The organism is Marinobacterium aestuarii, from assembly GCF_001651805.1.
Classification (GTDB): Bacteria; Pseudomonadota; Gammaproteobacteria; order Pseudomonadales; family Balneatricaceae; genus Marinobacterium_A; species Marinobacterium_A aestuarii.
This window is the reverse complement of the sequence record NZ_CP015839.1, coordinates 1,571,506-1,595,007: the sequence shown is the minus strand read 5'-3', so window position 1 is coordinate 1,595,007 and position 23,502 is coordinate 1,571,506. Positions and strand designations below refer to the sequence as shown.

At 60.1% G+C, this 23,502-nt stretch carries 21 protein-coding genes; 9 read left to right on the top strand and 12 right to left on the bottom strand.

Annotated features, from left to right (window positions below; translation table 11 throughout):
- The first annotated feature begins 228 nt into the window (after window positions 1-228).
- Window positions 229-2,514 (top strand): phosphoenolpyruvate--protein phosphotransferase, encoded by a 2,286-nt coding sequence (ptsP, locus tag A8C75_RS07100; RefSeq protein ID WP_067379987.1) that lies wholly within the window; start codon window positions 229-231, stop codon window positions 2,512-2,514.
- Window positions 2,515-2,631: 117 nt separating this feature from the next.
- A complete protein-coding gene (locus A8C75_RS07095) occupies window positions 2,632-4,620 on the top strand; it encodes a flavohemoglobin expression-modulating QEGLA motif protein (RefSeq protein WP_067379983.1) in 1,989 nt (662 codons plus the stop codon).
- A 144-nt stretch (window positions 4,621-4,764) separates the two neighbouring features.
- On the opposite strand, the gene A8C75_RS23575 is transcribed toward A8C75_RS07095, so the two are convergent.
- The 3 genes from A8C75_RS23575 to A8C75_RS07085 form a co-directional block, all read right to left on the bottom strand.
- A complete protein-coding gene (locus tag A8C75_RS23575; protein ID WP_157890235.1) occupies window positions 4,765-4,935 on the bottom strand; it encodes a hypothetical protein in 171 nt (56 codons plus the stop codon).
- A 21-nt stretch (window positions 4,936-4,956) separates the two neighbouring features.
- Window positions 4,957-5,661: a class II glutamine amidotransferase gene (locus A8C75_RS07090; protein WP_067379980.1), complete on the bottom strand. Its 705-nt coding sequence runs from the start codon at window positions 5,659-5,661 to the stop codon at window positions 4,957-4,959.
- A gap of 112 nt (window positions 5,662-5,773) precedes the next feature.
- Entirely contained in the window at window positions 5,774-7,138 is a 1,365-nt protein-coding gene (locus A8C75_RS07085; protein ID WP_067379976.1) for an aldehyde dehydrogenase family protein, read from the bottom strand.
- 168 nt (window positions 7,139-7,306) lie between these two features.
- On the opposite strand from A8C75_RS07085, the gene A8C75_RS23570 reads away from it, so the two are divergent.
- From A8C75_RS23570 to A8C75_RS07070, 4 genes are read left to right on the top strand one after another with little or no spacing between them, the layout of a single operon-like run.
- On the top strand, window positions 7,307-7,462 hold the full coding sequence (locus A8C75_RS23570; protein ID WP_157890234.1) for a hypothetical protein: 156 nt from the start codon (window positions 7,307-7,309) through the stop codon (window positions 7,460-7,462).
- Window positions 7,459-8,319, top strand: a complete 861-nt coding sequence (locus A8C75_RS07080; RefSeq protein ID WP_120785171.1) for a phosphatase PAP2 family protein — start codon at window positions 7,459-7,461, stop codon at window positions 8,317-8,319. Before A8C75_RS23570 ends, A8C75_RS07080 begins: the two co-directional genes overlap by 4 nt.
- A gap of 33 nt (window positions 8,320-8,352) precedes the next feature.
- Window positions 8,353-9,051 (top strand): response regulator transcription factor, encoded by a 699-nt coding sequence (locus tag A8C75_RS07075; RefSeq protein WP_067379973.1) that lies wholly within the window; start codon window positions 8,353-8,355, stop codon window positions 9,049-9,051.
- The gene (locus tag A8C75_RS07070; RefSeq protein ID WP_067379971.1) at window positions 9,035-10,240 is read left to right on the top strand and encodes a sensor histidine kinase; all 1,206 of its coding nucleotides are present in this window, start codon (window positions 9,035-9,037) and stop codon (window positions 10,238-10,240) included. Before A8C75_RS07075 ends, A8C75_RS07070 begins: the two co-directional genes overlap by 17 nt.
- A gap of 174 nt (window positions 10,241-10,414) precedes the next feature.
- Here the strand turns inward: A8C75_RS07070 and A8C75_RS07065 are convergent, their stop codons facing one another.
- Window positions 10,415-12,148, bottom strand: a complete 1,734-nt coding sequence (locus A8C75_RS07065) for a phosphoethanolamine transferase (protein ID WP_067379968.1) — start codon at window positions 12,146-12,148, stop codon at window positions 10,415-10,417.
- Window positions 12,149-12,303: 155 nt separating this feature from the next.
- Window positions 12,304-13,515: an MFS transporter gene (locus tag A8C75_RS07060; RefSeq protein ID WP_084783839.1), complete on the bottom strand. Its 1,212-nt coding sequence runs from the start codon at window positions 13,513-13,515 to the stop codon at window positions 12,304-12,306.
- A 191-nt stretch (window positions 13,516-13,706) separates the two neighbouring features.
- Here A8C75_RS07060 and A8C75_RS07055 point away from each other — a divergent pair, with 191 nt between their 5' ends.
- Entirely contained in the window at window positions 13,707-14,501 is a 795-nt protein-coding gene (locus tag A8C75_RS07055; protein WP_067379962.1) for an endonuclease/exonuclease/phosphatase family protein, read from the top strand.
- A 14-nt stretch (window positions 14,502-14,515) separates the two neighbouring features.
- Here A8C75_RS07055 and A8C75_RS07050 read toward each other — a convergent pair whose 3' ends face one another.
- The 7 genes from A8C75_RS07050 to A8C75_RS07020 all read right to left on the bottom strand — a co-directional run bounded on the left by A8C75_RS07050 (window position 14,516) and on the right by A8C75_RS07020 (window position 22,208).
- Window positions 14,516-15,739 (bottom strand): iron-containing alcohol dehydrogenase, encoded by a 1,224-nt coding sequence (locus A8C75_RS07050; protein ID WP_067379960.1) that lies wholly within the window; start codon window positions 15,737-15,739, stop codon window positions 14,516-14,518.
- A gap of 290 nt (window positions 15,740-16,029) precedes the next feature.
- Window positions 16,030-17,778, bottom strand: coding sequence for an ABC transporter substrate-binding protein (locus A8C75_RS07045; RefSeq protein WP_067379957.1), 1,749 nt, complete (start codon window positions 17,776-17,778; stop codon window positions 16,030-16,032).
- A gap of 154 nt (window positions 17,779-17,932) precedes the next feature.
- The gene (locus A8C75_RS07040) at window positions 17,933-18,205 is read right to left on the bottom strand and encodes a DUF2160 domain-containing protein (RefSeq protein ID WP_067387057.1); all 273 of its coding nucleotides are present in this window, start codon (window positions 18,203-18,205) and stop codon (window positions 17,933-17,935) included.
- A gap of 14 nt (window positions 18,206-18,219) precedes the next feature.
- Window positions 18,220-19,026 (bottom strand): carbohydrate ABC transporter permease, encoded by an 807-nt coding sequence (locus tag A8C75_RS07035; protein WP_067379953.1) that lies wholly within the window; start codon window positions 19,024-19,026, stop codon window positions 18,220-18,222.
- Window positions 19,027-19,036: 10 nt separating this feature from the next.
- On the bottom strand, window positions 19,037-19,903 hold the full coding sequence (locus A8C75_RS07030) for a carbohydrate ABC transporter permease (protein WP_227820008.1): 867 nt from the start codon (window positions 19,901-19,903) through the stop codon (window positions 19,037-19,039).
- Window positions 19,903-21,003 carry an ABC transporter ATP-binding protein gene (locus A8C75_RS07025; protein ID WP_067379949.1) on the bottom strand — a complete coding sequence of 367 codons (1,101 nt, stop codon included), beginning with the start codon at window positions 21,001-21,003 and terminating at the stop codon, window positions 19,903-19,905. Before A8C75_RS07025 ends, A8C75_RS07030 begins: the two co-directional genes overlap by 1 nt.
- A 101-nt stretch (window positions 21,004-21,104) precedes the next feature.
- Window positions 21,105-22,208, bottom strand: coding sequence for an ABC transporter ATP-binding protein (locus A8C75_RS07020; RefSeq protein ID WP_067379945.1), 1,104 nt, complete (start codon window positions 22,206-22,208; stop codon window positions 21,105-21,107).
- 401 nt (window positions 22,209-22,609) lie between these two features.
- Between A8C75_RS07020 and A8C75_RS07015 the strand changes: the two genes are divergently transcribed.
- Entirely contained in the window at window positions 22,610-22,909 is a 300-nt protein-coding gene (locus A8C75_RS07015; RefSeq protein WP_067379942.1) for a transposase, read from the top strand.
- A gap of 134 nt (window positions 22,910-23,043) precedes the next feature.
- A complete protein-coding gene (locus A8C75_RS07010) occupies window positions 23,044-23,379 on the top strand; it encodes an IS3 family transposase (RefSeq protein ID WP_157890233.1) in 336 nt (111 codons plus the stop codon).
- Window positions 23,380-23,502 lie beyond the last annotated feature (123 nt).

The following is a 23,502-nucleotide window of genomic DNA, read 5'->3' as shown; positions in this document are numbered from 1 at the left end:
CCGCAGCTGACAAAACAGGGCCGCCCGGCCCTGTTTTCTCCTGCCCAAGCCGGCGTCATCCTCCCCTGCCCCGCAGGCCCATTCCGTTAGCGACAGATTCGCCACAGAGGCCGTCGTACGGGCCTTAGGCTGCCTGTCTGCAATTGCGCCAGTGCGGCGCTTGTGCGAGTATCGAAGGCAAACTCACCCGTTTGCTCCCATACGGACAAGGATTTCGGAGTTCAACCTATGCTCCACTCCCTCTCGACGCTGACGTCGCTGGTACAGGACATATCCCGCGCCGAAAACGCTGTCGCGGCCATGCGTCAGATCGTCGTCAAGCTCACTGAACTGTTTTCAGTACCCGTTTGCAGCCTTTATTTAAAGTCGTCATCCGAACAGCGTCTGGTTCTGGCCGCCACTGCTGGTCTGGCCGATGTGGCCGTCGGCAAGGTCAGCCTGGCACTGAATGAAGGCCTGGTCGGCAAGATCGGTCGTACGCTGCATCCACTGAATCTGGCCGATGCCCCGACCCACGACAAGTTCGTGTACATTCCCGAAACCCACGAAGCCCCCTACCATCAGTTTATGGGGGTGCCGCTGATTCACCTGCGCGAGCTGATCGGGGTACTGGTCATTCAGGGCACCGAGCAGCAGCGCTTCAGCCAGGATGCCGAGGCCTTTATGGTCACCATCGCCAGTCAGCTGGCCGGCACCCTGCAGTCGATACAACGCTCCGGCGCCTGGTTGCCGCAACAGCCCGTTACCCATGACATTGACCGCTACAGCGGCGTCAAGAGTGCCCCTGGCATCGGCTGTGGACGCCTGGAAGTACTGCACCTGAACCTTAGCCTGCAGGACATTACCCAGCAGCGCAGTACCAATATAGACGCCGACCTGGCTCGCTTTGAGGCTGCCGTCGCACGGCTGACGGACGAGCTGACCCTGGGGGCATCACGCCTGGGTGACAGCCTGCCCTCCGATATCGCCAACCTCTTTTCTGTCTATCTGATGATGCTGCAGAGCCCTGAGCTGCACGAGCGCACCGTGCAGCACATCCAGCAGGGCTTCAAGGCCAGCTGGGCGCTGCGCGAAACCATCGATGAACTGGCCGGCGCCTTCGACCAGGCACAGGACCCCTATCTGCGCGCCCGGGGCGAAGACATTCGCAATATCGGCAACCGCCTGCTGCGCCACATGCTCAGCAAGACCCCGCTGGATACCGCCAGCGAACAGCGCGAACTGGTACTGGCCAGCGACCTGATCAGCATTGCCGACCTGTCGATCTACCGCCCCGAGCAGATCAAGGGCATCATCTGCACCGCAGGCTCCGCGCTGTCCCACACCGGTATTGTCGCCAATGCCCTGGGTATTCCGGCGGTCATGGGGGTTACCAGCCTCGATCTGAAGAAATTCGATGGCGAAGAGGTCATTGTCGATGGCTATCGCGGCGAATGTATCCTGCATCCGCAACCTGCGCTGCTGAAGGAATACCGTCGCCTGCAGCACGCCGACGCCCAGTTTATCGACCAACTGGCCTGCCTGCGCGACCTGCCGGCCGAAACCCGCGACGGTGTGCGCGTGCAGCTGCTGACCAATACCGGCCTGCTGGCCGACGTGACCCCTGGCCGCAAGCACGGCGCCGAAGGCGTGGGGCTCTATCGCTCCGAAATTCCCTTCATGCTGCACGACAGCTTCCCGACAGAAGACGAGCAGTATGAAATCTACCGCCAGGTACTGAGCGCCTACTCGCCATTGCCGGTCTCCATGCGCACCCTGGATATCGGCGGTGACAAGCAGCTGCCCTACTTTGAGATTCGCGAGGACAACCCCTTCCTCGGCTGGCGCGGCATTCGCTTCACCCTGGACAACACCTCACTGCTGGTGACCCAGCTGCGCGCCATGCTGCGGGCCAATGTGGACAACGACAACCTGCGCCTGCTGATCCCCATGGTCAGTCGCATCGACGAGCTGGAAAGCTTCGTGCGCATCGTCGATGACACTCTGGAAGAGCTGCAGTCCGAGGGTGTCGCCGTGGTACGCCCGCCCATCGGCATGATGGTGGAAGTCCCTTCTGCGGTGCTGCTGTTGCCGCGCATGCTGAAGTACGTGGATTACGTCTCCATCGGCTCCAACGACCTGACCCAGTACCTGCTGGCGGTGGACCGCAACAATCCCAAGGTATCGGCGCTGTTCGACAATCTCAACCCGGTCATGCTGGTGGCGCTGGAGCAGATCGTCGCCCACACCCAGGCCGCCAATATCCCACTGTCGCTGTGCGGCGAAATGGCGTCGGACCCTGCCGCCGTATTGCTGCTGCTGGGCATGGGGCTGCGCACCCTGAGTCTGAACGCCCACAGCATTCCCAAAATCAAGTGGCTGATCCGCTCGGTCAACTGTACCGATGCCCAGGCGCTGCTGCACAAGGCGCAGCATCTGGCCAGCGAGGTGGAAATACGCGCCCTTATGAGCGAGGAACTCAAGCGCCTGGGGCTCAAGAACCTCAGTGGCCCGGAGCCCGCGACCATCGTCTGACGCCGCCAGCACCCAGCTGTGGCAACAAGTACCGGGCCCGGCAGCATTTTTGCTGTACATGGGCCCGAATACTGCACAGAATCTCAGCGACTCAATACCCGTTCAGGTTAGGGATCGATGCAGACACTCACCGAAAATCAGATTCTCGAGCGCATTCAAAACCGCACCCCGTTCAACGCCCGTCTGCGTGACGGTTCGCTGCACATTCGGGTGGACGAATACCTCCCCGTCGTCTGCACCGCATTGCACGGCGGCAGCCGCCTGCACAGCGACAGCCTGCAGCGCCTGGCGGTGGATGACAAGGCCCGCCTGCAACTGGAGGATCGCGGCAGCGACTGGCTGATCGAGCTGATGCCCATCGCCCTGTGCGTGCAGGATTCGCGTATCGATTACGATCTGAGCCTGCCGGCCAATCGCTGCGTGCGTAATGAAATTAACGATACCGCGCTCTGGCACAAGCCGGTAACCAAGACCATGCGTCACCGCGGTCAGGAACGCCACCAGCGCATTTACCGCATTCTGGACGCCCTGCTCTGGGTCATTGAAGAAGACCACAGCCACGCGGTGCTGTTCGATGTACACAGCTGTCCGTTCGAGGAAATGAAGGACGGCCACAGCAAGATTCATATCGCCACTGAAGATGTCGACAGCGAGCAGTGGAGCCCGCTGATCAAGCGCCTGCAGAGCCGCCTGGGTGAAATCGAGCTGCCGAACCTCGACAACCGCGTCAGCCTGGGCGAGCGCAATCACGGTGGCGGCTACACCTCAAGCCATATTGCCGAGCATCACAGCAACACCCTGACTATCCCGTTTGAGATCCAGAAGGTGTTCCTGGATCTGGACAGTGGCGCGCCCTTCCCACTGGTGGTGGATGCGCTGCGCCACGGCCTGCATGACGCCCTGCTGGAAACCACGGCGGACGCCAGCCGCACGCTGCCGGGCCCCTCCCTGCACCGCAACGACCTGATGCCCACGGAGCTTCCGCCCGAAGTACTGCTGGTCGACCGCGAACTGAAGAAGCTCGCACGGGGGCTGGAGACCCTGCTCTACATCAACCCCATCAACATGCCGGTTGAGCAGCGCCGCTTCTTCAAGCACCAGGGCCGCAAGGCGCCGAACTTTCGCTATCGCCAGCTCAAGATTGACCCTTACGCCCACCGTGAAAAGCTCTACCGTCTGCCGGTAGACTCCATTCGCGAGCCGGCGCTGCGCCAGCTGTACCGCCAGGTGATTGACGCCCTGGCCGAACGTATCGACATGCTGGTGAGCATCGGCACCGACAGCTTTCTGTACAACTCGCTGCGCTATTATGGCGAGCCCACGGCAGGCGAATTGGCCAACGCGCGCTTTTTGCTGCACGCCGCCGACCGCGCCGAAGAGCTCAACGGTCAGCAACTGAGTTCAAAGGAGATGATTCCGCAGTTCCAGCAGCTGGCCAAGGAATGGGGGCTCAAGTGCAAGGTGGAACTGTCGGACCGCCTGATCGCCGCTGCCATGGTGAACAACGGCCGCAAGGCCCTGCTGGTGCGCCGCTCGGCCAAAGTCAGCCCGGTGGAACTGCAGGCACTGGCGCACCACGAGCTGGGGGTGCACATGACCACCTCGCTCAACGCCAAGCAGCAGCCACTGGAAGTTTTTTCACTGGGTCTGCCCAACAACACCCATACCCAGGAAGGCCTGGCGATTTTCAGCGAGTATCGCTCCGGCAATCTGACACTCAAACGTCTGAAAAGCCTGGCATTGCGGGTTATCGCTGTGGATCTGATGATTCGCTACGGCGACTTCTGTCGCACCTGGCGCACCATCGTCGAAGACTACGGCACTGAACCTGAAGAAGCCTTCCGCGTCTGCACCCGGGTACACCGGGGCGGCGGCTTTACCAAGGACCACCTTTACTTAAGCGGCTTTCGCGATGCCTACCAGCTGCACAAAACGCGGGACATCACCGGGCTCTTTATCGGCAAAACCAGCTTCGAATTCCTCGATCTGATCGACGACCTGCTGGCCCGCGGCCTGCTGACACCGCCGACCTACCTGCCAGTGTGCCTCAACGCCCCCGGCAACTCGGCCCCTGAGATCGACTATCTGGTGTCCTGCATTCGTTAGGCGGGGAAAGAGGGACGAGATGAAAGGGAAAAGGGGAAAGAGATAGGAAAAAGAGGTTAACCGGACTGGCCGGTGCCGCGCAGAAGACGCGCGGCGCCGGCCACCTGTGACTCGCAACCTGGGCGCTTAATCCCGGGTCATTGCCTAAATATTGCGGGCAATGAGATAGAGCACAATACCGACGACAATCAGGCAAAAGATAACTTGCGATTGCAACGAACTCATTTTGCGCTTGCGAGCCGACTTCGTTGTGAAACCGCTAGCATTCGCCCCTTTTCTTTTGATGTTTTTCTTGTGTTTCTTCAAAGAGCTCATGGCCCATCCTTTGGATAGTTTTCAGTCAACCAGCTGACTCCAGAGCTTGAACGGCGCACAACGCTCCAGCACCTCAGCACCCTTGATCATCAGTACTTCGCCGGGCTCCAGCCCCTGCCAGTCGCCCCTGTCCAGCGCCTGACCGGACACCCGAATTCCACCCTCACTGCGGCCCAGAAAAAGACCGGACCTGTCTGGATCACCGGCCTGCTGATGGCCGTGCACAAACAGCAGTTCGCTGTCGGCATAAATGAAGTTGGCAAGCCCGAGCGGACGCATGCGGGCGGCGAAATCCGACACCACCGCCAGACGCACCTCGGGCAATGGCGTGTCCTCCAGCCAGAGTACCCGCATGCGGGACATCAGCACGCAAAACGCCCGCTCAGCCGAGGCATCACCTATGGGGGTGTAAACCCCGGTGGGAAAGGCCCGACTATCCTCCAGCCCCTGCAGCTCACCCTGCATGGCGAACAGATGCACAGTCCCCATCAGCTCACGGGCAAAGGGTTGGCAATTCGCCAGCCCAGCGGGCAAGTCCGCAGCCTCCCCCTGGCAGGCCAGCAACAGGCCACAGCCTTGCGTGGAGCCATCAATAAAACCAGACACCAGCCCGGCCCCGGCGGGATCCCGTATCAGCTGGGCATCCGCACCCTCATAACAGCCCAGCCCCAGATTCGCCGCAGGCACCTCCGATCGCGCCATGAACGCAACGAGAGACTGATTCAACGGGGTTTCAACGCCTGTATAAGCAAACAAAAGCGACACGACCACAACCTCCCTTTGAATGATTCAATTCTCTGCCCGGGCATACAGGCCCAGCATCACAGCCGCTATGGATTTAGCCGGACAACGGCTTGCTGACCACCCGCAACTGACAGAACTGGTGAAAGCCTTCGGCCGAACCATGAAAACCATAGCCGCTCTGACGCGCCCCCACCCAGGGGCATTCAACGGTACCAAAACAGCTTTTGTTGACGCCGATCATACCGGCTTCCAGGTGCCGTGCCACCTGCCAGGCACGGTCTTCGTCTTCACCGAACACCACAGCCCCCAGGCCATACTCGGTACTGTTGGCCAGAAACAGCGCTTCATCAAGATTGTCATAACCCTGAATGCAGAGCACGGGCCCAAAGGTTTCCTGCTGCATGATCCACATATCAGAGCGGCAATCGGTCAGCACTGTGGGGGTGATGTAGCGCGGCGGATGATCCTTGCCGCCATGCAGCAGCCGCGCCCCCGAGGCCAGCGCCTGCTCGATCTGATCCAGCACATGCTGGCGCTGACGGTCATGAATCATGGGGCCCAGCCTGGATTTGGCATCGTGCCAAGGGCCGGCAAGGTACTGCGCCGCCCGCTCCGTTACCCGCTGTTCGAAGCAGTCGAGCACCTGACGATCAACATACACCCGCTCGGTCGCCACACAAACCTGACCTGCGTTCTCAAAACTGTTGGCGCAGGCAAACTCGGCCGCGGCATCAAGATCGGCATCATCCAGTACCAGTAACGGATCCTTGCCCCCCAGCTCCAGCATCAGGCGTTTGAGCCCAACGGCTGCGCGGGTCATGATGTCTTTGCCCGCCTCGCGCGAACCGGTAAAGGCCACCATGTTGATATCGGCCTCCACCAGCGCCCGCCCCTGCTGATCGGGCCCCTGCACCACCTGCAATACACCCGGTGGCAGATGGCGATTGAGTACATCGGCATAGGCCTGAGCTATGAGTGGCGTTTCCTCCGACGGCTTGAACAGCACCGTATTGCCGCACAGCAAGGCCGGCAGCAGCATCCACTGCGGCATGGACATGGGATAGTTCCAGGGGCTGATCACGGCACAGACACCCAGCGGATCATAATAGAGCGTGGACTCGGTATCGCCATCGCTGCTGCGCCGCGACTGCAACGCCGCCACCGCCTGCTTGACCCGCGGTTCGATACTCTGGGCGCAGAAGCGCACCTCGCTGATCCCCTTGCGCAACGGCTTGCCCATTTCCTGGCTCAGCAGCTCGCCCAGGCGCTCAGACTCCTGCAGCAGATCCTCGGCGGCGCGCAACAGACATTCACCCCGGGCCTCGATACTCAGATGACTCCAGTTAGAGCGCGCGCCCCTCGCCGCGCACACCAGCGCAGGAATGGCATCCAGCGACGTGGTCGGGATTTCACCCACCGGTTCTCCCGTGGCGGGATTCAGGGAGATCAGATAAGTCATGGCAACACCTCCTTCAGCCTGACCTTAGGATAGTTGCTGCCAGACCCAGCCGCGAGCCCGGCGCCTGCGAAGAGCCTTGGCAGGGCTTTTATATGGCGGATTTCACACTGGGCTCACAGGCGCGCTGCTAGGGTGCTGTCGTACTCAACACCGGGACCCACGCCACCGATGAATGCACTGGAAACCCTCAACCAGACACTGTTCCTGTGGATCAACGCCACTGACCCGCAGCCCTGGCAACTGATGCTAAGCCGTATCGCCGCGCGCGACCTGATCTGGCTGCTGGCCGGGCCCCTGATTCGTCGCGGCTGGGTGTGTGAATGAGCCGCTACGAGCCTCTTCACCCACCCCTGCAACAGCAACCGCTGCAACAGCACCCGCGACTGAAAACCGGTGACACAATTCCCGCCACCCGCATGCTGCAGATGAGCCCCGCGACCCTGCGCTGGCGCCCGCTCGGGCTGATTCCGCTGCTGCTGTTCGTACTTGGCGTCGCACTGCTGGAAGTCTATGGGCTGGATCTGAAACTGGGGGATCTGCTGTATCGGCTGGAGGGCCATCAGTGGGCGCTGCGCGAACACTGGCTTACGGCCGGGCTTATCCATAACGGCGGCCGACTGCTGAGCTTCGGGCTCTTGTTGGTCGCTGTACTGGGCTGGAGTCTGAGCTGGATACGCCCAGGTCTGCGCCACTGGCGACCGGGTTTGAGTTATCTGATCAGCGCCGTGCTGTGCAGCGTGCTTATCGTCAATATCGCCAAGCGCCTCGCCGGACTCGACTGCCCCTGGAGCCTGCAGCGCTACGGCGCCGATCGTCTCTACCATTCCCTGTTCAGCCTGGACCCTGCAACGACCAGTGGCGGCAGTTGCTTCCCCGCAGGACATGCCAGCGCGGGCTATGCCTGGGTCGCTCTCTACTTCCTCGCCCTGCACCATTTCGGCGGCACCTCGGCACGGGCCCGCCGCTATAGACGCCTGGCGTTGCTGCCGGGCCTGGGACTGGGGCTCATATTCGGCATTTCCCAGCAGCTGCGCGGTGCCCATTTTATTTCCCACGATATCTGGACCCTGGCGATTTGCTGGTTCAGCGCGCTGCTGCTGTACCGCTGGCGTTTATGGCCGCAGCCCATCACGCCCAAATTCTGCTACAGTCGCTTTTGCGCCGGGACTTCCGGCTCCTAATCATGCTGTGACAAAGCAGGAACCCTTGATGCTATGAATGTGCTGGTCGCCGACGATGATGCCAATATTCTGGCGGGCATTGCGGACTTTCTTCAGTGGCGCGGCATCGACACCGACTGCGCCAGTCACGGCGCCCAGGTGCTTGAGCTGTGCCGTCAGCATCAATACGACGTACTGATACTCGATATCATGATGCCCAGGGTCAGCGGGCTCTCCGCCTGCCAACAGCTGCGCGCGCTGGGGGTTACTACACCCATCCTCTTTCTCACCGCACTGGATACCCTGGACGACAAGGTACGGGGCTTTCAGTCCGGCGCCGACGACTATCTGGTCAAGCCCTTTGCCATGGCGGAACTGGTGTGTCGGGTCGAGGCTCTGAGCAAGCGCGAGTCGCGCCAGATGCTGCGCCGCTTGTCCTTTGGGCCCCTGGCGCTGGATGTCGAACAGGCCACCGCCAGTCGGGAAGGCCAGCCCCTGAACCTCACCGCCCAGTCGTTCAAGCTGCTCAAGCACCTGGTCGCCAAGGCGCCCCGGGCCGTGCCCCGGGAAGAGCTGGAACAGCTGCTCTGGGGCGACAACCTGCCCAACAGCGATGCCCTGCGCTCACTGCTGTATCAGCTGCGCATGCAGCTGGACAAACCCTTCAGCCAGCCCATGCTCACCACGGTGCGCGGCATCGGCTTTCGGCTGACACTCCCCAGGGACACCCACGCGAATGAAACAGAGCTTTAGCCGCAAAATTCTGCTCACCGTCGGACTCTCAACCTGCCTGATCATGAGCCTGTACTGGCTGGTAGGCTGGCAGATGGTCGAGCGTATCGAATCCGAAAGCGTGCAGCGTTTCAGCAACTATATAGGCGCCCAGGTCGATCGCGTGCTGGCCAGCGAAGCGCCGTCCGAGACCCTCGAGTTTTTCGATATTCTGCATTTCTACGCCAACCGGAATTTACTGCCGCAGGACCTGCAGGCTTTCACGACAGAGGGTACCCACGAACTGCCCAACAGCGACCTGCTGGTGGTTCGCCCGCATCCGATCAGCGGTGAGCTCTATTACATGGTGCTACAGCAGCTGGAAGAACTGCTCGAAAGCGAAGCCCAGGAGGCGGCCGAGGTCGGCCTGGTCATGGGCGGCATTGCCCTGATTACCTTTGGCGCCATGGGGCTCACACTGCTGATTGCCTGGCATCTGACGGTACCCATCCGCCAGCTCAGCCGCCAGCTGGCCGATATAGATCCCACCAACCCGCGCCTCGAGCCCCTGCAGCGCAACGACGAGATCGGCTTTATGAGCCGCCAGTTCGCCTCCCTGCTCGAGCGGGTGTCGGACTTTATCCAGCGCGAGCGGGATTTCACCCGCTTTTCCAGCCATGAGCTGCGCTCGCCGGTGATGGTCATCCGCAGTTCAGCCGACCTGCTGCGTGAAACCCTGCCCGCCGACAACCTAAGCCAGCGCGCCCTGAAACGCATCGACGATGCCACAACCCGCATGAGCCAGCTGATTGAGGCCTTTCTCTGGCTGGGCCGCGAGGGCAAGGCCAGCAGTACCGCGCCGGTCAACCAGGCAGGACTGCAGGCCCTGATCGAGGAGCGCCTGGGCACCCATCCGGATCTGCGGGCCCGCGTCTCTTCACTGGCACTGGCGCCGTGCAGCTGGCCGGTGCCACCTTTTATTCTGTCGGTGATTATCGACAACCTGCTGCGCAATGCCCTGGTACACGGTAGCGGCGATATCATCATTAGCAACGACAACGACAGCCTGCTGATACAGAACCGCATTGGCGATCTCCCGCCGGACGAACGGGACAGCCATGGCTATGGCCTCATGATCGTGGAACAGCTCTGCGCCCAGGCCAACTGCCGTTTCGAGCTGGAACAGACACCACAGCAGTTCAGCGCCAGACTGATATTCACGCTTGTCTGACATCTGAATGATTTCCTAAGGCCGCCAAAGCCTCAGAGCAAGCAACCCCAGCCGACAGTGCCCGCCCCAAAACGCAGAAGCCCCGACCAGTCTCCCGGCCGGGGCTATTAGGTTGTTATTCATACCCTGGATTTCATGCCATGGGATTCATGCGTTTAACCTATACGAGACAGCTCAGGCTGGTCCCTGACTCGGATGCTGCTCCTGGAGCTGATCCATAACCGGCTCTGTCTGCTGCTGCACCGTACCTCTAGGCAGCGGCTGACGGCAACCGTCAAAGATATCCAGCCCAGGCTGGTACACCGACGTTGCAACCCCCATCAGCCCCAACACCGAGTGTGCCAGGTTGTCGTGACTCAGGGCCTGAGTACGCTTTGCCCCCAGGCAACGGGAATCCAGCCCGGTGCGCTGCTGCATGCCATCGGACAGCCAGGCCATAAAGGGCACATGGGTCTGCTCCTGCGGCGCAAACATATAGGGCATGCCATGCAGGTAGATATTGCCCTCCCCCAGGGATTCGCCGTGGTCAGACATGTACAGCATGGCGGTATCGTAGCCCTGCTGTTCGCTTTTGAGGAAGCCAATGACGCGGCTCAGAAAGTAGTCCGTATAGAGAATGCTGTTGTCGTAGGCATTGCGAATTTCGGTCTCGCTGCACGACTGCAGTTGGGTACTGCGGCATACAGGCGTAAACGTCTCGAACTGCTGCGGATAGCGCAGATAATAGGCCGGGCCATGACTGCCCTTCTGATGCAGCACTATGACCGCATCCCCTGTCGTACTTTCCAGATAGTCATCCAGCGCATTGAGCATGCCTTCGTCGTAACACTCCTGTGCCACACAGAACTCCGGCAACTCAAACACGGCGGTTTCCTGGCTTTCCACCCGATCACAGACACCCTTGCAGCCGGAATTATTGTCCCGCCAGAGCACCTTGACGCCCGCATGCTGCAATACATCCAGCAGGTTTTCGCGGTGACGTTCCGCCGCCTTGTCGTATCCATCCCGGCCGTTGAGGGAAAACATGCACGGCAGGGACTCCGCCGTACTGGTGCCGCAGGAGGCGGCCTCCTGGAAACTCACCACCGGCAGGGCGTTGAGCTGCGGATTGGTATCACGGGCGTAACCGTTGAGGCCAAAGTTCATTGCACGGGCGGTTTCGCCCACCACCAGCACCAGCAGCTTGCGCTTGCCATCCTCGATGGGGTCAGCCACCTGGCGGGCATCTTTCCCCAGCTGCTGCAACGGCACATTCACCGGATCATAGGCGCCCATGAGGTAACGGGTACCGTAGTAGAGATAATTGGAGGGCACCGCCAGATTGCGGATCTGGCGGTTATTGCGAAACAGCGATGAATAGTCCTTGTAGAAGAGCACACCGTTGGCACCTATCACCATCAGGCACAGAAACAGCGCCGCCGCCCGCCCCCTGAGCTCGGCAAATACCGGCCGGTAACGAATGCGAATGCTCATGGCCAGCAGCGCCGGCAGCACGCCGGTCAGCAGCAGATGCAGTATCAGGCCGGCATTGAGCAGCTCGGAGGCTTCGGCGGTATCGGTTTCGAACAGGTTCTGCACCATGCTGCGATCCACCAGAATGCCGTAGCTGTGCATGAAATAGGACACCGCACTGGCACTGAACAGAATAAAGATGGCCAGGGGCTTGAGAACCTGACGAAAACCAACCAGGGTCAGGCAAAATTGCAGCACCGCCACCATGAAGCTGAAAAAGGCCGCCATGAACAGCCAGCCCGCAATCTGACTGGATGCCGGCTGCGCCGATATCAGCTGCCACAGGGGACCGTTATAGAAGAGCGCCAGTACGGCACAGAGCAAGAGCCGAAACTGGCCACTGGACAGCGTCAGCTGCAGGCCTTTCAGGCGGGATACTCGCAAGGGGGTATTCATGGCAACACACACTCATGGCAGCAGGACTATGCGACCAGAGCATAAGCGCCTGTCTGTGAGTGCCATGTGAAATCCAGGCGGACGCTACTCCCTTGCTTGCCACCCTCGATCCTGCTCTTACCCTTGCACCTTGTACCTGCTTTTATCCCTTGCGCTCAGTCTGCAGCCTGCCGGCATCGGGTCAGACCGGCGATCAGCGCCATGGCCGCGAGCACCACCGGCAGCATCAGCCAGTTCATCATCACCCAGCCAAGGGATGCCTCGAGCCAGCCGGCCCCCAGGGCCGACAGCGCCACGCTGCTGAACACCAGAAACTCGTTGGCCGCCTGGGTACGGGCCTTTTCGGCGGGCCTGTAGGCACCGGTCAGAAAGGAGGTCGCGCTGACAAACATAAAACACCAGCCGGTTCCCAGCAGCACCAGCGCCAGCCAGAAGTGCCAGTGGCTCTGGCCCAGCAGGTTCACCAGGATACAGAGCAACATCAGTGCGCCGCCGACCAGCATCATCGCTGGAGCGCCAAAACGCTCCACCAGACGCCCGGTAAAGAATGCCGGCACAAACATCCCCAGCACATGCCACTGAATGACGTGAGCCGAGTCATCGAAGCTGAAACCCTGGCGAATCATGGCCAGGGGCGTGGCACTCATCAACAGGTTCATCACCGCATAGCCGACCATGCCCGCCACCACCGATATCACAAACACCGGCTGACGCATGATAGCGCCCAGCGGCCGCGATGCATCATTCGACTGATGAATCGACAGCGCCCCCAGGCGCACTGAGCGCAACAACACGAGCGCCAGGCAATAGAGCCCGAGGAGCCCGATAAAGCCCCCCAGAAAAGGGGTATCGGTAAACCAGACACGGCTGTGAATGGCGAGGTTCGGTCCCAGCACCGCCGCCAGCACACCGCCGGCCATGACCAGGGAAATGGCCCGGCTCTGCTGCCCAGGCGGCGCCGCTTCTATGGCGGCAAAACGATAGAGCATGCCAAAACCGATACCTATACCCAGCAGTAAGGTACCGAGGTTGAAGGCCCAGAAGCTGGTTTCAACAAGCGCAATAGCACTGCAGGCAGCCCCCAGCAGGCCGATCAGGTTGCCCAGATAAAAGCCGTTCTTGCGGCCAATGCGCTGCATGATCAGCGAGGCCGGAATCGTCGCCGCCATCAGACCGATAAACTGCATCGCCATGGGCAGGGTGATCAGCACCACCGATGGCGCCAGCTCCTTGCCAATCAGGGCATTTACCGACACCAACAGGATATTGCCGGTATTGAGCAGCGCCTGACACAGCGACAGCAGAATCACATTGGCATTGAAGGCTGATGCGGGGGGCATCACAGAAGACGGATCTGACACTGACATAAACCTTCCTGAACCTTCCTGGTTCTGATGAGCGACTGAAAACTCCGCGGCCAGGTGCTATGGCAGCGGCCAGTATCGGGCTCTGCCCTGCCCTTGGCAACCACCCTTGAGCACAGCGCCCAACAAGAACACAGAACCCAGACGGAATCCGCCTTGCGCTTTGCCGGGGGCAACGCATACTTGAGCGTGACATGCCTAATTCCCCGGTTTTCCCATTTCAGCGCCGCGACGGCCAGATGCGCATACTGACGCTGAATATTCAGGTCGGCCTGCAAACCTCGAGCTATATGCACTATGTAACCAGGTCCTGGAAGCATCTGCTGCCGACACGGGGTGCACGTAACAACCTGGAACGCATCGCGGAGCTGGCCTGCCACTTCGACGTGGTCGCACTGCAGGAGTGCGATGCCGGCAGCCTGCGTACGGCCCAGCTGAATCAGGTAGCTCATCTGGCAGAACGCGCCGGCTTCCCGTACTGGCACGCCGCCATTACCCGGGATCTGGCGCCCTTTGCCCGCCATTGCCTGGGCTGCCTGTCGCGCTGGCCATTGCGGGAAATACAATTTCATCCCCTGCCAGGGCGCTTGCCGGGGCGGGGCGCCCTGGAGGTGGAAGTGCGGCCACCGGGCTACGCGCCCCTGCGCCTGATCATTGCGCACCTGGCCCTGGGCCGTCAGACCCGGGCCCGCCAGCTGCATTTTCTCGCCGAGCTGATCGGCCGTGACAACGACACCCTGCTGCTGGGTGATCTCAACTGCGATCTGCCGGAACTCCATGCCCATCCCGGTATCCGCGATGCGGCCCTGCGCACGCTGCACAATGGTGAAACCTTCCCGAGCTGGCGCCCCAAGCGCTCGCTCGATCATGTGCTGGCAACACCCAGGATCGATGTCATCGATGCCAGGGTGCTGGATGAGCGCCTGTCAGACCACCTCCCCATTGCCACCCATATCCGCCTGCGGCTAGACCCGAGACCCGACCGCTAACCCAGCCGGTTCGACTAAAGCCGCGCCAGCAGTACCTGGCGGATTTCATGGTCGCTCAGTACCAGCGGGTTGGTTTTCATGCTGTTGCCGCCGCTACCGGCGATCACCCGGGGCAGATCGGCTTCGGTCATGCCAAAGACCGACAACCGGGGCAACTCAGATTCCTCAATCCAGCTGTCGAGCAAACCCACCAGCGCATCAGATCCAGCCTCGATGCTGTCTTCTTCTGCGCCCAGCCAGCCCGCCACCTGGGCGTATTTTGCCAGCGCAGGACTTTGCGGCATGCGTTCACGCAGCGCCGCTATGTTCATCGCCGTGGCCATCGCCAGCAAGGTACCGCAGGCCACGCCATGGGGAATGGGAAAGTAGGCCCCCAGCGGCGAGGCCATGCCGTGTACCGACCCCAGCCCGGCCTGGGCCAGACAGATACCGGACAGCATGGCGGCATAGGCCAGCTGGCTGTAGTCCTTCACCGGCGTTGCAGCGCCAGGATCAAAGCTCGCCGCAAAGGCCTGGATACCGCTTTGAGCCAGGGCATCGGTAAAAGCGCTGGCACGGGTCGATACATAGGCCTCCAGCAGCTGGGTGAAGGCATCCATGGCATTGGCCAGCAATACCTGGGGCGGACAGCTGTGCAGCAGATCCGGATCCACCAGCGCGATGCGCGGCAGCAGTTTTTCATCACGGAAGGATTTCTTGAAGCCGCCGACGCCATGGCGCGTCAGCACCGCGTTCTTGGTCATTTCACTGCCGGTGCCGGCGGTTGTCGGCACCGCCACCAGCGGCAGGCTCGGGCCCCGATAGGGCAATTCCGGCCCAACGCCCTCCAGATACTCCATCACCGAATGCTGCACCGGTAAAAGGCCGGCGATGGCCTTGGCCGCATCCAGCGCACTGCCGCCGCCAATCCCCAGCACCATATCAATGCCATAGTCACCGTAGTGGCTGACCACCTCATCCACCTGTTCGGGGCTGGGCTCACCGGCAATGGAGACCTGCACCCAGGCCACCCCCGCCGCCTGCAATTGACCCTGTAACCGCGCCCAGCGCTCAGTGCCGGTAAAGGACTGCCCCCCGGTGACGACCAATACCCGCGTACCCAGATTCGCCAGTTCAGCCGCCAGGCGATCAAAACTGCCGGGGCCAAAAATAATGCGCGGCAATGCCGCCACCCCAAAGGACGCAATGCCCGCAAGACCTGCGCCCATTTTGCTTGATTCCGACTCTGTACTGCTCATATCCCACTCCCTTGTCCATGCCGACCACCGCGGCGGATTCGCTATGCACCATAACATCAAAGCAAAAAAGCCGGCTGCCCCCAAGGGACAGCCGGCCGGCTTCACTGATGTTCAGCGCAGAAGCCTTGGAGCCTTTCGGGCCTAACCAATCGTAGCGAGGAAAAGGTCGTTTTGAGGCAGATTTTGAGCTCTTTTAAGGCGAATAGTGGTTCTATTCAACGAGAAAGAGCGCAAAAAAATGACCAAAATCGACTTTTCCGCAGTAGATTAGTGTTAAGTCCGACAGGCTCCTACCCCTTGCGGCCGGCTTCCCAGCTTTTCAGCAACTCGTCGTAGGGCACGGTTTCACCCTGGGGTTTCTCGTTGGCCAGTTTCGCCTTGGGCGCACCCGGCTGTTCCAGCCAGTAGCTGGCTTCGCGCGGTTCATTCAGCTTGGGACCGCACTCGCCCTGCACACCGGCCCGCTCAAGACGCTGCAGTACCTTGTCCTGGGCGGCGGCCAGGCCATCGAGGGATTCCTGTGGCGATTTCTCGCCGCTGGCGGCTTCCGCAATGTACTGCCACCACAGCTGTGCCAGCTTCGGGTAATCCGGCACGTTGGTGCCCGTGGGCGTCCACTGGGTGCGGGCCGGGCTGCGGTAGAACTCGACCAGGCCGCCGAGCATGGGTGCCGCTGCGGTCATGGCATCGGAGTTGATGTCAGACTCGCGGATCGGCGTCAGGCCCACCAGGGTCTTCTTCAGCGAGACGGTTTTGGACACGGTGAACTGGGCATAGAGCCAGGCCGCCAGGCGCTGTTTTTCCGGGGTGGACTTGAGGAAGGTCCAGGAACCTGTGTCCTGATACCCCAGCTTCATGCCCTCTTCCCAGTAAGGTCCCTTGGGAGACGGCGCCATGCGCCACTTGGGCGTGCCGTCTTCGTTTACCACCGGCAGCCCCTTCTCGGTCATGCTGGAGGTAAAGGCGGTGTACCAGAAGATCTGCTGCGCCACGCCGCCCTGGGCGGGCACGGGGCCGGCTTCAGAGAAGGTCATGCCCTGAGCTTCCGGCGGGGCATACTTGCGCAGCCACTCAACGTACTTGGTGGTGGCGTACACCGCCGCCGGGCCATTGGTGGCGCCGCCGCGCTCGACGCTGGAGCCCACCGGGCTGCAGCCTTCTACCCGGATGCCCCACTCATCCACGGGCAGACCGTTGGGCAGGCCCTTGTCGCCGGCACCGGCCATGGAGAACCAGGCATCGGTAAAGCGCCAGCCCAGGGACGGATCCTTCTTGCCGTAGTCCATGTGACCGTAGACAGTCTCGCCGTCGATCTGCTTGACCTTCTCGCTGAAGAACTCGGCGATATCCTCATAGGCGGACCAGTTTTTCGGCACGCCCAGCTCGTAACCGTAGATGTCCTTGAACTTGGCTTTCAGATCGTCACGGGCGAACCAGTCGGCACGGAACCAGTAGAGGTTGGCGAACTGCTGATCCGGCAACTGGTACAGTTTGCCATCGGGGCCTGTGGTGAAGTCCAGACCGATGAAGTCCGGCAGGTCCAGGGTCGGCAGGGTGAAGTCCTTGCCATCGCCTTCGATCATATCGGAAATGGGCACCACCTTGCCGTAGCGAAAGTGGGTGCCGATCAGGTCGGAATCGTTGATGTAGGCATCGTAGATATTGCGGTCGGACTGCATCTGGGTCTGCAGTTTTTCCACCACATCCCCTTCCTGGATCAGGTCATGGTTAACCTTGATGCCGGTAATCTCTTCAAACGCCTTGGCCAGCACCTTGGCCTCGTATTCGTGGGTAGCAATGGTTTCGGATGCCACATTGATGGTCATGCCGCGGAACGGCTTGGCCGCTTCGGTGAACCACTGCATTTCGGTAATCTGCTGCTCCGGCGTCAGGGTCGAGGTGTCGAACTCCTCGGCGGCCCACTTGTTGGCAGCATCCAGATACTGGTCCGCATAGGTTTGTACACTGACGCCCAGGGTCGCGGCGGCAATGGCAACACGCAGCAGCAGCGCCTGTGGCAATTTATTATTCTTGATCATCGTCAACCTCATTGGAGTTGATTGCATTTCAGGTGGTCGCGGCAACGCCATGTCACCTTGATCCGCCTGTCTTTCTTATTACCGGTGCGACTCTGCAGCCGCACCGGGGCTTGGGTTAAGCAGTCTTGTGTAAAACACCCTTGCAGCTTGGGTTTCAGCCCCAGCGCAGCACGATCGCCAGCCAGATCACGGAAATCCCCAGTGGCAGCCACAGCGCCATGTCGGTCAGGCCGACATACACCAGGTGGAAGTAGGCGCTCACCAGCAGGCCGATAAAGAGCCTGTCCCCGCGGGTGGTGGCGATCGGCAGAAAGCCCTTGCGCTCGACACAGGGCGAGTACAGTTCGTAGGCCGTCATGCAGACCAGGATGATGCCAATGGTGGTGAAGAATATTGCGACCGGTAAGGTCCAGGCCATCCAGCTAATCATTATTCGTCTCCTTATACCCGGCCCAGGGCAAAGCCCTTGGCTACATGGTTGCGTACAAACCAGATCACCAGCAGACCCGGCAGTATGGTGAGCACACCGGCCGCGGCCAGTACTCCCCAGTCGACCCCGGTGGCCCCCACGGTGCGCGTCATGATGGCGGCGATGGGCTTGGCTTCCACCGATGTCAGGGTGCGCGCCAGCAACAGCTCGACCCAGGAGAACATGAAGGCGAAGAAGGCCGTCACACCGATACCCGAACGGATCATGGGCAGGAAAATACGGGCAAAGAAGCGCGGAAAGCTGTAACCGTCGATATAGGCGGTTTCATCGATTTCCCGCGGCACGCCGGACATGAAACCTTCCAGGATCCAGACCGCCAGGGGCACGTTGAACAGGCAGTGCGCCAGCGCCACGGCTATATGGGTGTCGAACAGCCCCACGGACGAGTACAGCTGGAAGAACGGCAGCAGGAAGACCGCGGGCGGCGCCATGCGGTTGGTCAGCAGCCAGAAGAACAGGTGCTTGTCGCCGACAAAGCGGTAGCGGCTGAAAGCGTAGGCCGCGGGCAAGGCCACCAGCAGGGTGATCACTACGTTCATCGATACATAGATGATGGAGTTGATATAGCCCGAGTACCAGGTGGCATCGGTGAAGATCACCAGGTAGTTGTCGAAGGTGAAGTTGCTCGGCCACAGGCTCAAAGACCCCAGAATTTCTTCATTGGTCTTGAATGACATATTGATGAGCCAGTAGATGGGCACCAGCAGGAACAGTATATAGAGCGTGATGCCGACGATTTTGCGTTTGGTCATGTTCATGATTCGGGCCTCACTTCGCCTTGTCCATATAGGTGATGGTCGTGAAGAACAGCCAGGACACCAGCAACACGATCAGGAAGTAAATCAGCGAGAATGCCGCCGCCGGCCCGAGGTCAAACTGGCCGATGGCCATCTTGGTCAGGGTCTGGCTGAGGAAGGTGGTCGAGTTGCCAGGGCCACCGCCTGTGAGCACAAAGGGCTCGGTATAGATCATGAAGCTGTCCATGAAGCGCAGCAGAATACCGATCACCAGCACGCTCTTGAGGCGCGGCAGCTGGATGTAGCGGAACACTGCCCACTTGGACGCCCGGTCAATCTCGGCCGCCTGGTAGAAGGCCTCCGGAATGGCCCGCAGGCCCGAGTAGCACAGCAGTGCCACCAGGGAGGTCCAGTGCCAGACATCCATCAGCAGCACGGTGGCCCAGGCATCGCCCGTATTGGAGGCGTAGTTGTAATCGATTCCCATGGCATTCAGTGCCCAGCCGAACAGGCCTATGTCCGCGCGACCAAAGATCTGCCAGATGGTGCCCACCACGTTCCAGGGAATCAGCAGCGGTATGGCCAGCAGAATCAGGCACAGCGAGCCCATGCGGCCCTGGGTGGGCATCATCAGTGCGACGCCGATACCGAGCGGAATCTCGATGGCCAGCACCGAGAACGAATAGATGAACTGGCGCAGCAGCGAATCATGCAGGCGCGGGTCGCGCAGCACTTCGCGGTACCAGTCCACACCCACGAAGTAGGCATTGTTCTGGTCAAAAATGTCCTGCACCGAGTAGTTCACCACGGTCATCAGCGGAATGACCGCCGAAAAGGCCACCAGCAGGAACACCGGCAGTACCAGCCACCAGGCTTTGTTGTTTTCAGTCTTGATGATCATCGGGCTTGCTCCTCAAACAGGAACTCATCGATATAGAGCTTCAGCCACTGCTGCGGGAAACTCACATAGGCACGACCATTGGGCACTTCGCGGTCTTCATCCATGCGGGCCTTGAGCGTCTGCCCGCCCAGCTCGAAGGTGACGATCTTGTAGGTGCCAAGGTCTTCGGTGTGCTGCACCTGGGCCTCGAAGGCATCATCGGTGGGACCATCCCAGATATGCACGAACTCGGGGCGGATACCGATCTTGAGGTTGTCGCTGGGCACCAGTGCGAGGTGCTCGTTCAGCTCATCGCTGAGCGGCACCTTGAAACCATCGAAACTGACCCCGCCTTCACAGCGGCGCACCTCGATCAGGTTCATGCCGGGACTGCCGATAAAAAAGCCCACGAAGGTATGGTTGGGCGACTCGAACAGCTCCCGCGGCGTGCCGAACTGCACGATCTGGCCGCCGTACATCACCGCAATCTTGTCGGCGAAGGTCGAGGCCTCCAGCTGGTCGTGGGTCACGTACACCATGGTGATATTGAACTGCTCATGGATCTGCTTGAGCTTGCGGCGCAGCTTCCATTTCAGGTGCGGGTCGATCACGGTCAGGGGCTCATCGAACAGGATGGCCGAGACATCGTCCCGCACCAGGCCACGTCCCATGGACACCTTCTGCTTTTCGTCGGCGGTCAGGTTCTTGGCCTTGTTGTGCAGCACCGGGTGCAGCTCCAGAATCTCGGCGACTTCATTCACCTTGGCCCGCACCTTGGGCTCCGGTACCTTGGCATTGCGCAACGGGAAGGCCAGGTTGTCGAACACCGTCATGGAGTCGTAGATCACCGGGAACTGGAACACCTGGGCGATATTGCGATCCTTGGGAGAGAGTTCATTGACGCGCACATTGTCGAACAGCACCTCGCCCTCGGACGGTGCCAGCAGACCGGAAATGATGTTCAGCAGGGTACTCTTGCCGCAGCCGGACGGGCCCAGCAGCGCATAGGCGCCACCCTGGTGCCAGACATGGTCCATTTCCCGAATCGCGTAGTCCGAAGGGCTTGTGGGTTTGTCACTGTAGCTGTGGGCGAGTGATTTCAGGTGTATCTCAGCCATGGTTAGCTACCCCCTGCGCCGGGCGGACTTCGGGTGTCGCCGATAGCCGTGCAGCGACTCGCGCCCTCGTGGCGCTGTCCGCACAGGATTTCAGATTTTTTTCACACATGGTTGGCAGCCCCCTGGACCAGACGCGTCGGTGCCTGCAGCATGGCGCCACTCTTGTCGAACACGAACAGCTTGTGGGTTGGCAGATACACCTTGATCGGCGCATCGGTGCGGTATTCGTGTACCCCCGACAGCTGCAATACCAGGCTAAAGTGGCGGTTCTTGACGTGCATGAAGGTTTCGGAGCCACTGATTTCCGCCAGCTCGACCTGCATGGCCAGCTCCAGGTCATCGTCATTGCGCGGCACCAGGCCGATATGGCTGGGGCGCACACCGAAGCTGTAGTCACCGGGTGTCAGATCGCGCAGATCCTGGTTGAGCGGAAAGTGGGCGTATTCATCGAAGGTGACTTCCGTCTCGGAGACGCGACCGCCCAGCAGGTTGATGGGCGGCTCGCTGAACAGCGCCGCCGAGGTCACGTTCACCGGCTGACGGTAAACAGCATTCACCGGGCCCGACTGAATAATACGGCCCTCATGCAACAGGGTGGTGGTGCCCCCCAGCGCCAGCGCTTCGTTGGGCTCGGTGGTGGCATAGATGGCGATGGAGCGACGCTCCTTGAACAGCTCACGCAGCTCCATGCGCAGCTCTTCGCGCAGCTTGTAATCCAGGTTCACCAGGGGTTCGTCAAACAGTATCAGGCTGGCATCCTTCACCAGCGCCCGCGCCATGGCGGTGCGCTGCTGCTGCCCGCCGGAGAGTTCCAGTGGCAGGCGATCCATAAAGGGATCGATGCGCAACATGGCCGCCGTTTCATCAACACGCTTTTTGATCTGGGATTCCGGCATTTTCGACAAACGCAGTGGCGAGGCTATATTTTCCCGTACCGTCAGGTTGGGGTAGTTAATGAACTGCTGGTAAACCATGGAGACATTGCGCTGCTGCACCGGCATGCCGGTGACATCGGCGCCGTCCATCAGCACTCGGCCCTGGGTCGGTTTATCGAGCCCGGCCATCAGTCGCATCAGAGAGGTTTTGCCGGCCAGGGTGTGGCCCAGCAGGACATTGAAAGATCCGGGTTCGAAGCTGATATTCGCATCGCTGATGAATGGCACGCCATCCACCACCCGTGTGATGTTTTCCAGTGTTAGCGACATAGTGTCGTCCCTTGTTCTTATTGTCATGGCTGCCTGCTCAGGCGGCCGGTGCACTGCGAACTCTGCGGCTCACAGCTTTTTCGAATACGAACAAAGGAAAGCGAACATCGTGCCAAAGTACAAAAACGTACCAAATAAAATTACAACTATATGTTTTTTAACGATAATTAGTAAAATAATCAAAAACACCTCATGAGTATAAATGTTCGACTTCGAACATTTATATTCAAAACACTGTTGACTGAACAGTCAATTGAACAGATGATTGAACACTCAACGCCCTGTTCAACCCTGTCACAGACTGAACAGGGCACCGGGGAACACCGGGCAGGGATGAAGTGGCTATAGTTTCCCGGACACACAGACGCAGGTAAGATCACCTGCCCATAAAGGTGTGTGTCATGAATCAGAACAAAACCAATTCTTATACAGCTGAGTTCAGAGAAGCCGCCGTCAAGCTGGCGGTAGAGTCGGATCAATCTATCAGCCAGACCGCCAGAGAGCTCGGTGTCAACGTTAACACGCTGCATACCTGGATCCGCAAGTATCACGGTAAGCAGGATGTCAGTTCCGGTAACCAGGTGGATGATCAGCATCTGTATGATGAGTTGAAAAAACTGCGGCGAGATAATGCCCGACTCAAAGAGGAGCGTGAGCTGCTAAAAAAGGCGGCCGCCTTCTTCGCCAAGGAATCTCGCTGAGGTACGCCTTCATTGAGGCTCAACAGGGTGCGTTCAACACTGCCCTGATGTGCCGGGTGTTTGAGGTATCCCGCAGTGGCTATTACGAGTGGCGGTCAAGGCCGCCCAGCCAAAGAGATCAGCAGGACGAGGCGTTGAAGGCCAAGATACGTGAACAGCACGACGTAAGCCGCGCAACCTATGGAACACGACGTATCCAGCAGGCTCTGGCTGGAGCGGATGAGACGGTCAGCCGTCGCCGGATTGCCCGATTGATGAAAGAAGAAGGCCTTGAGTGCAAGACACGGCGAAAATTCAAAGCGACCACGAACTCGAAGCACGACAAGCCGATCGCTCCGAACCTTCTGAATCGCAACTTCTCAGCTGAGAAGCCGGATCAGGCCTATGTCGGCGACATCACCTACAGTGTGCCCGGAGTTCGGGGCGAGCAAGGATGCTTAAACGAACCACGAGTCTATCTGGAATGTTAGGCGGAAATATCAGGACAGTAATTTTCGCGTTACCCCATCGACTGTGACGGTGGTGAGCCTGAGCGGCAGTGACCTGCGGTATGCCCGCAGGGTGATGTAACCCGCTGACAACGGGGATTGAGG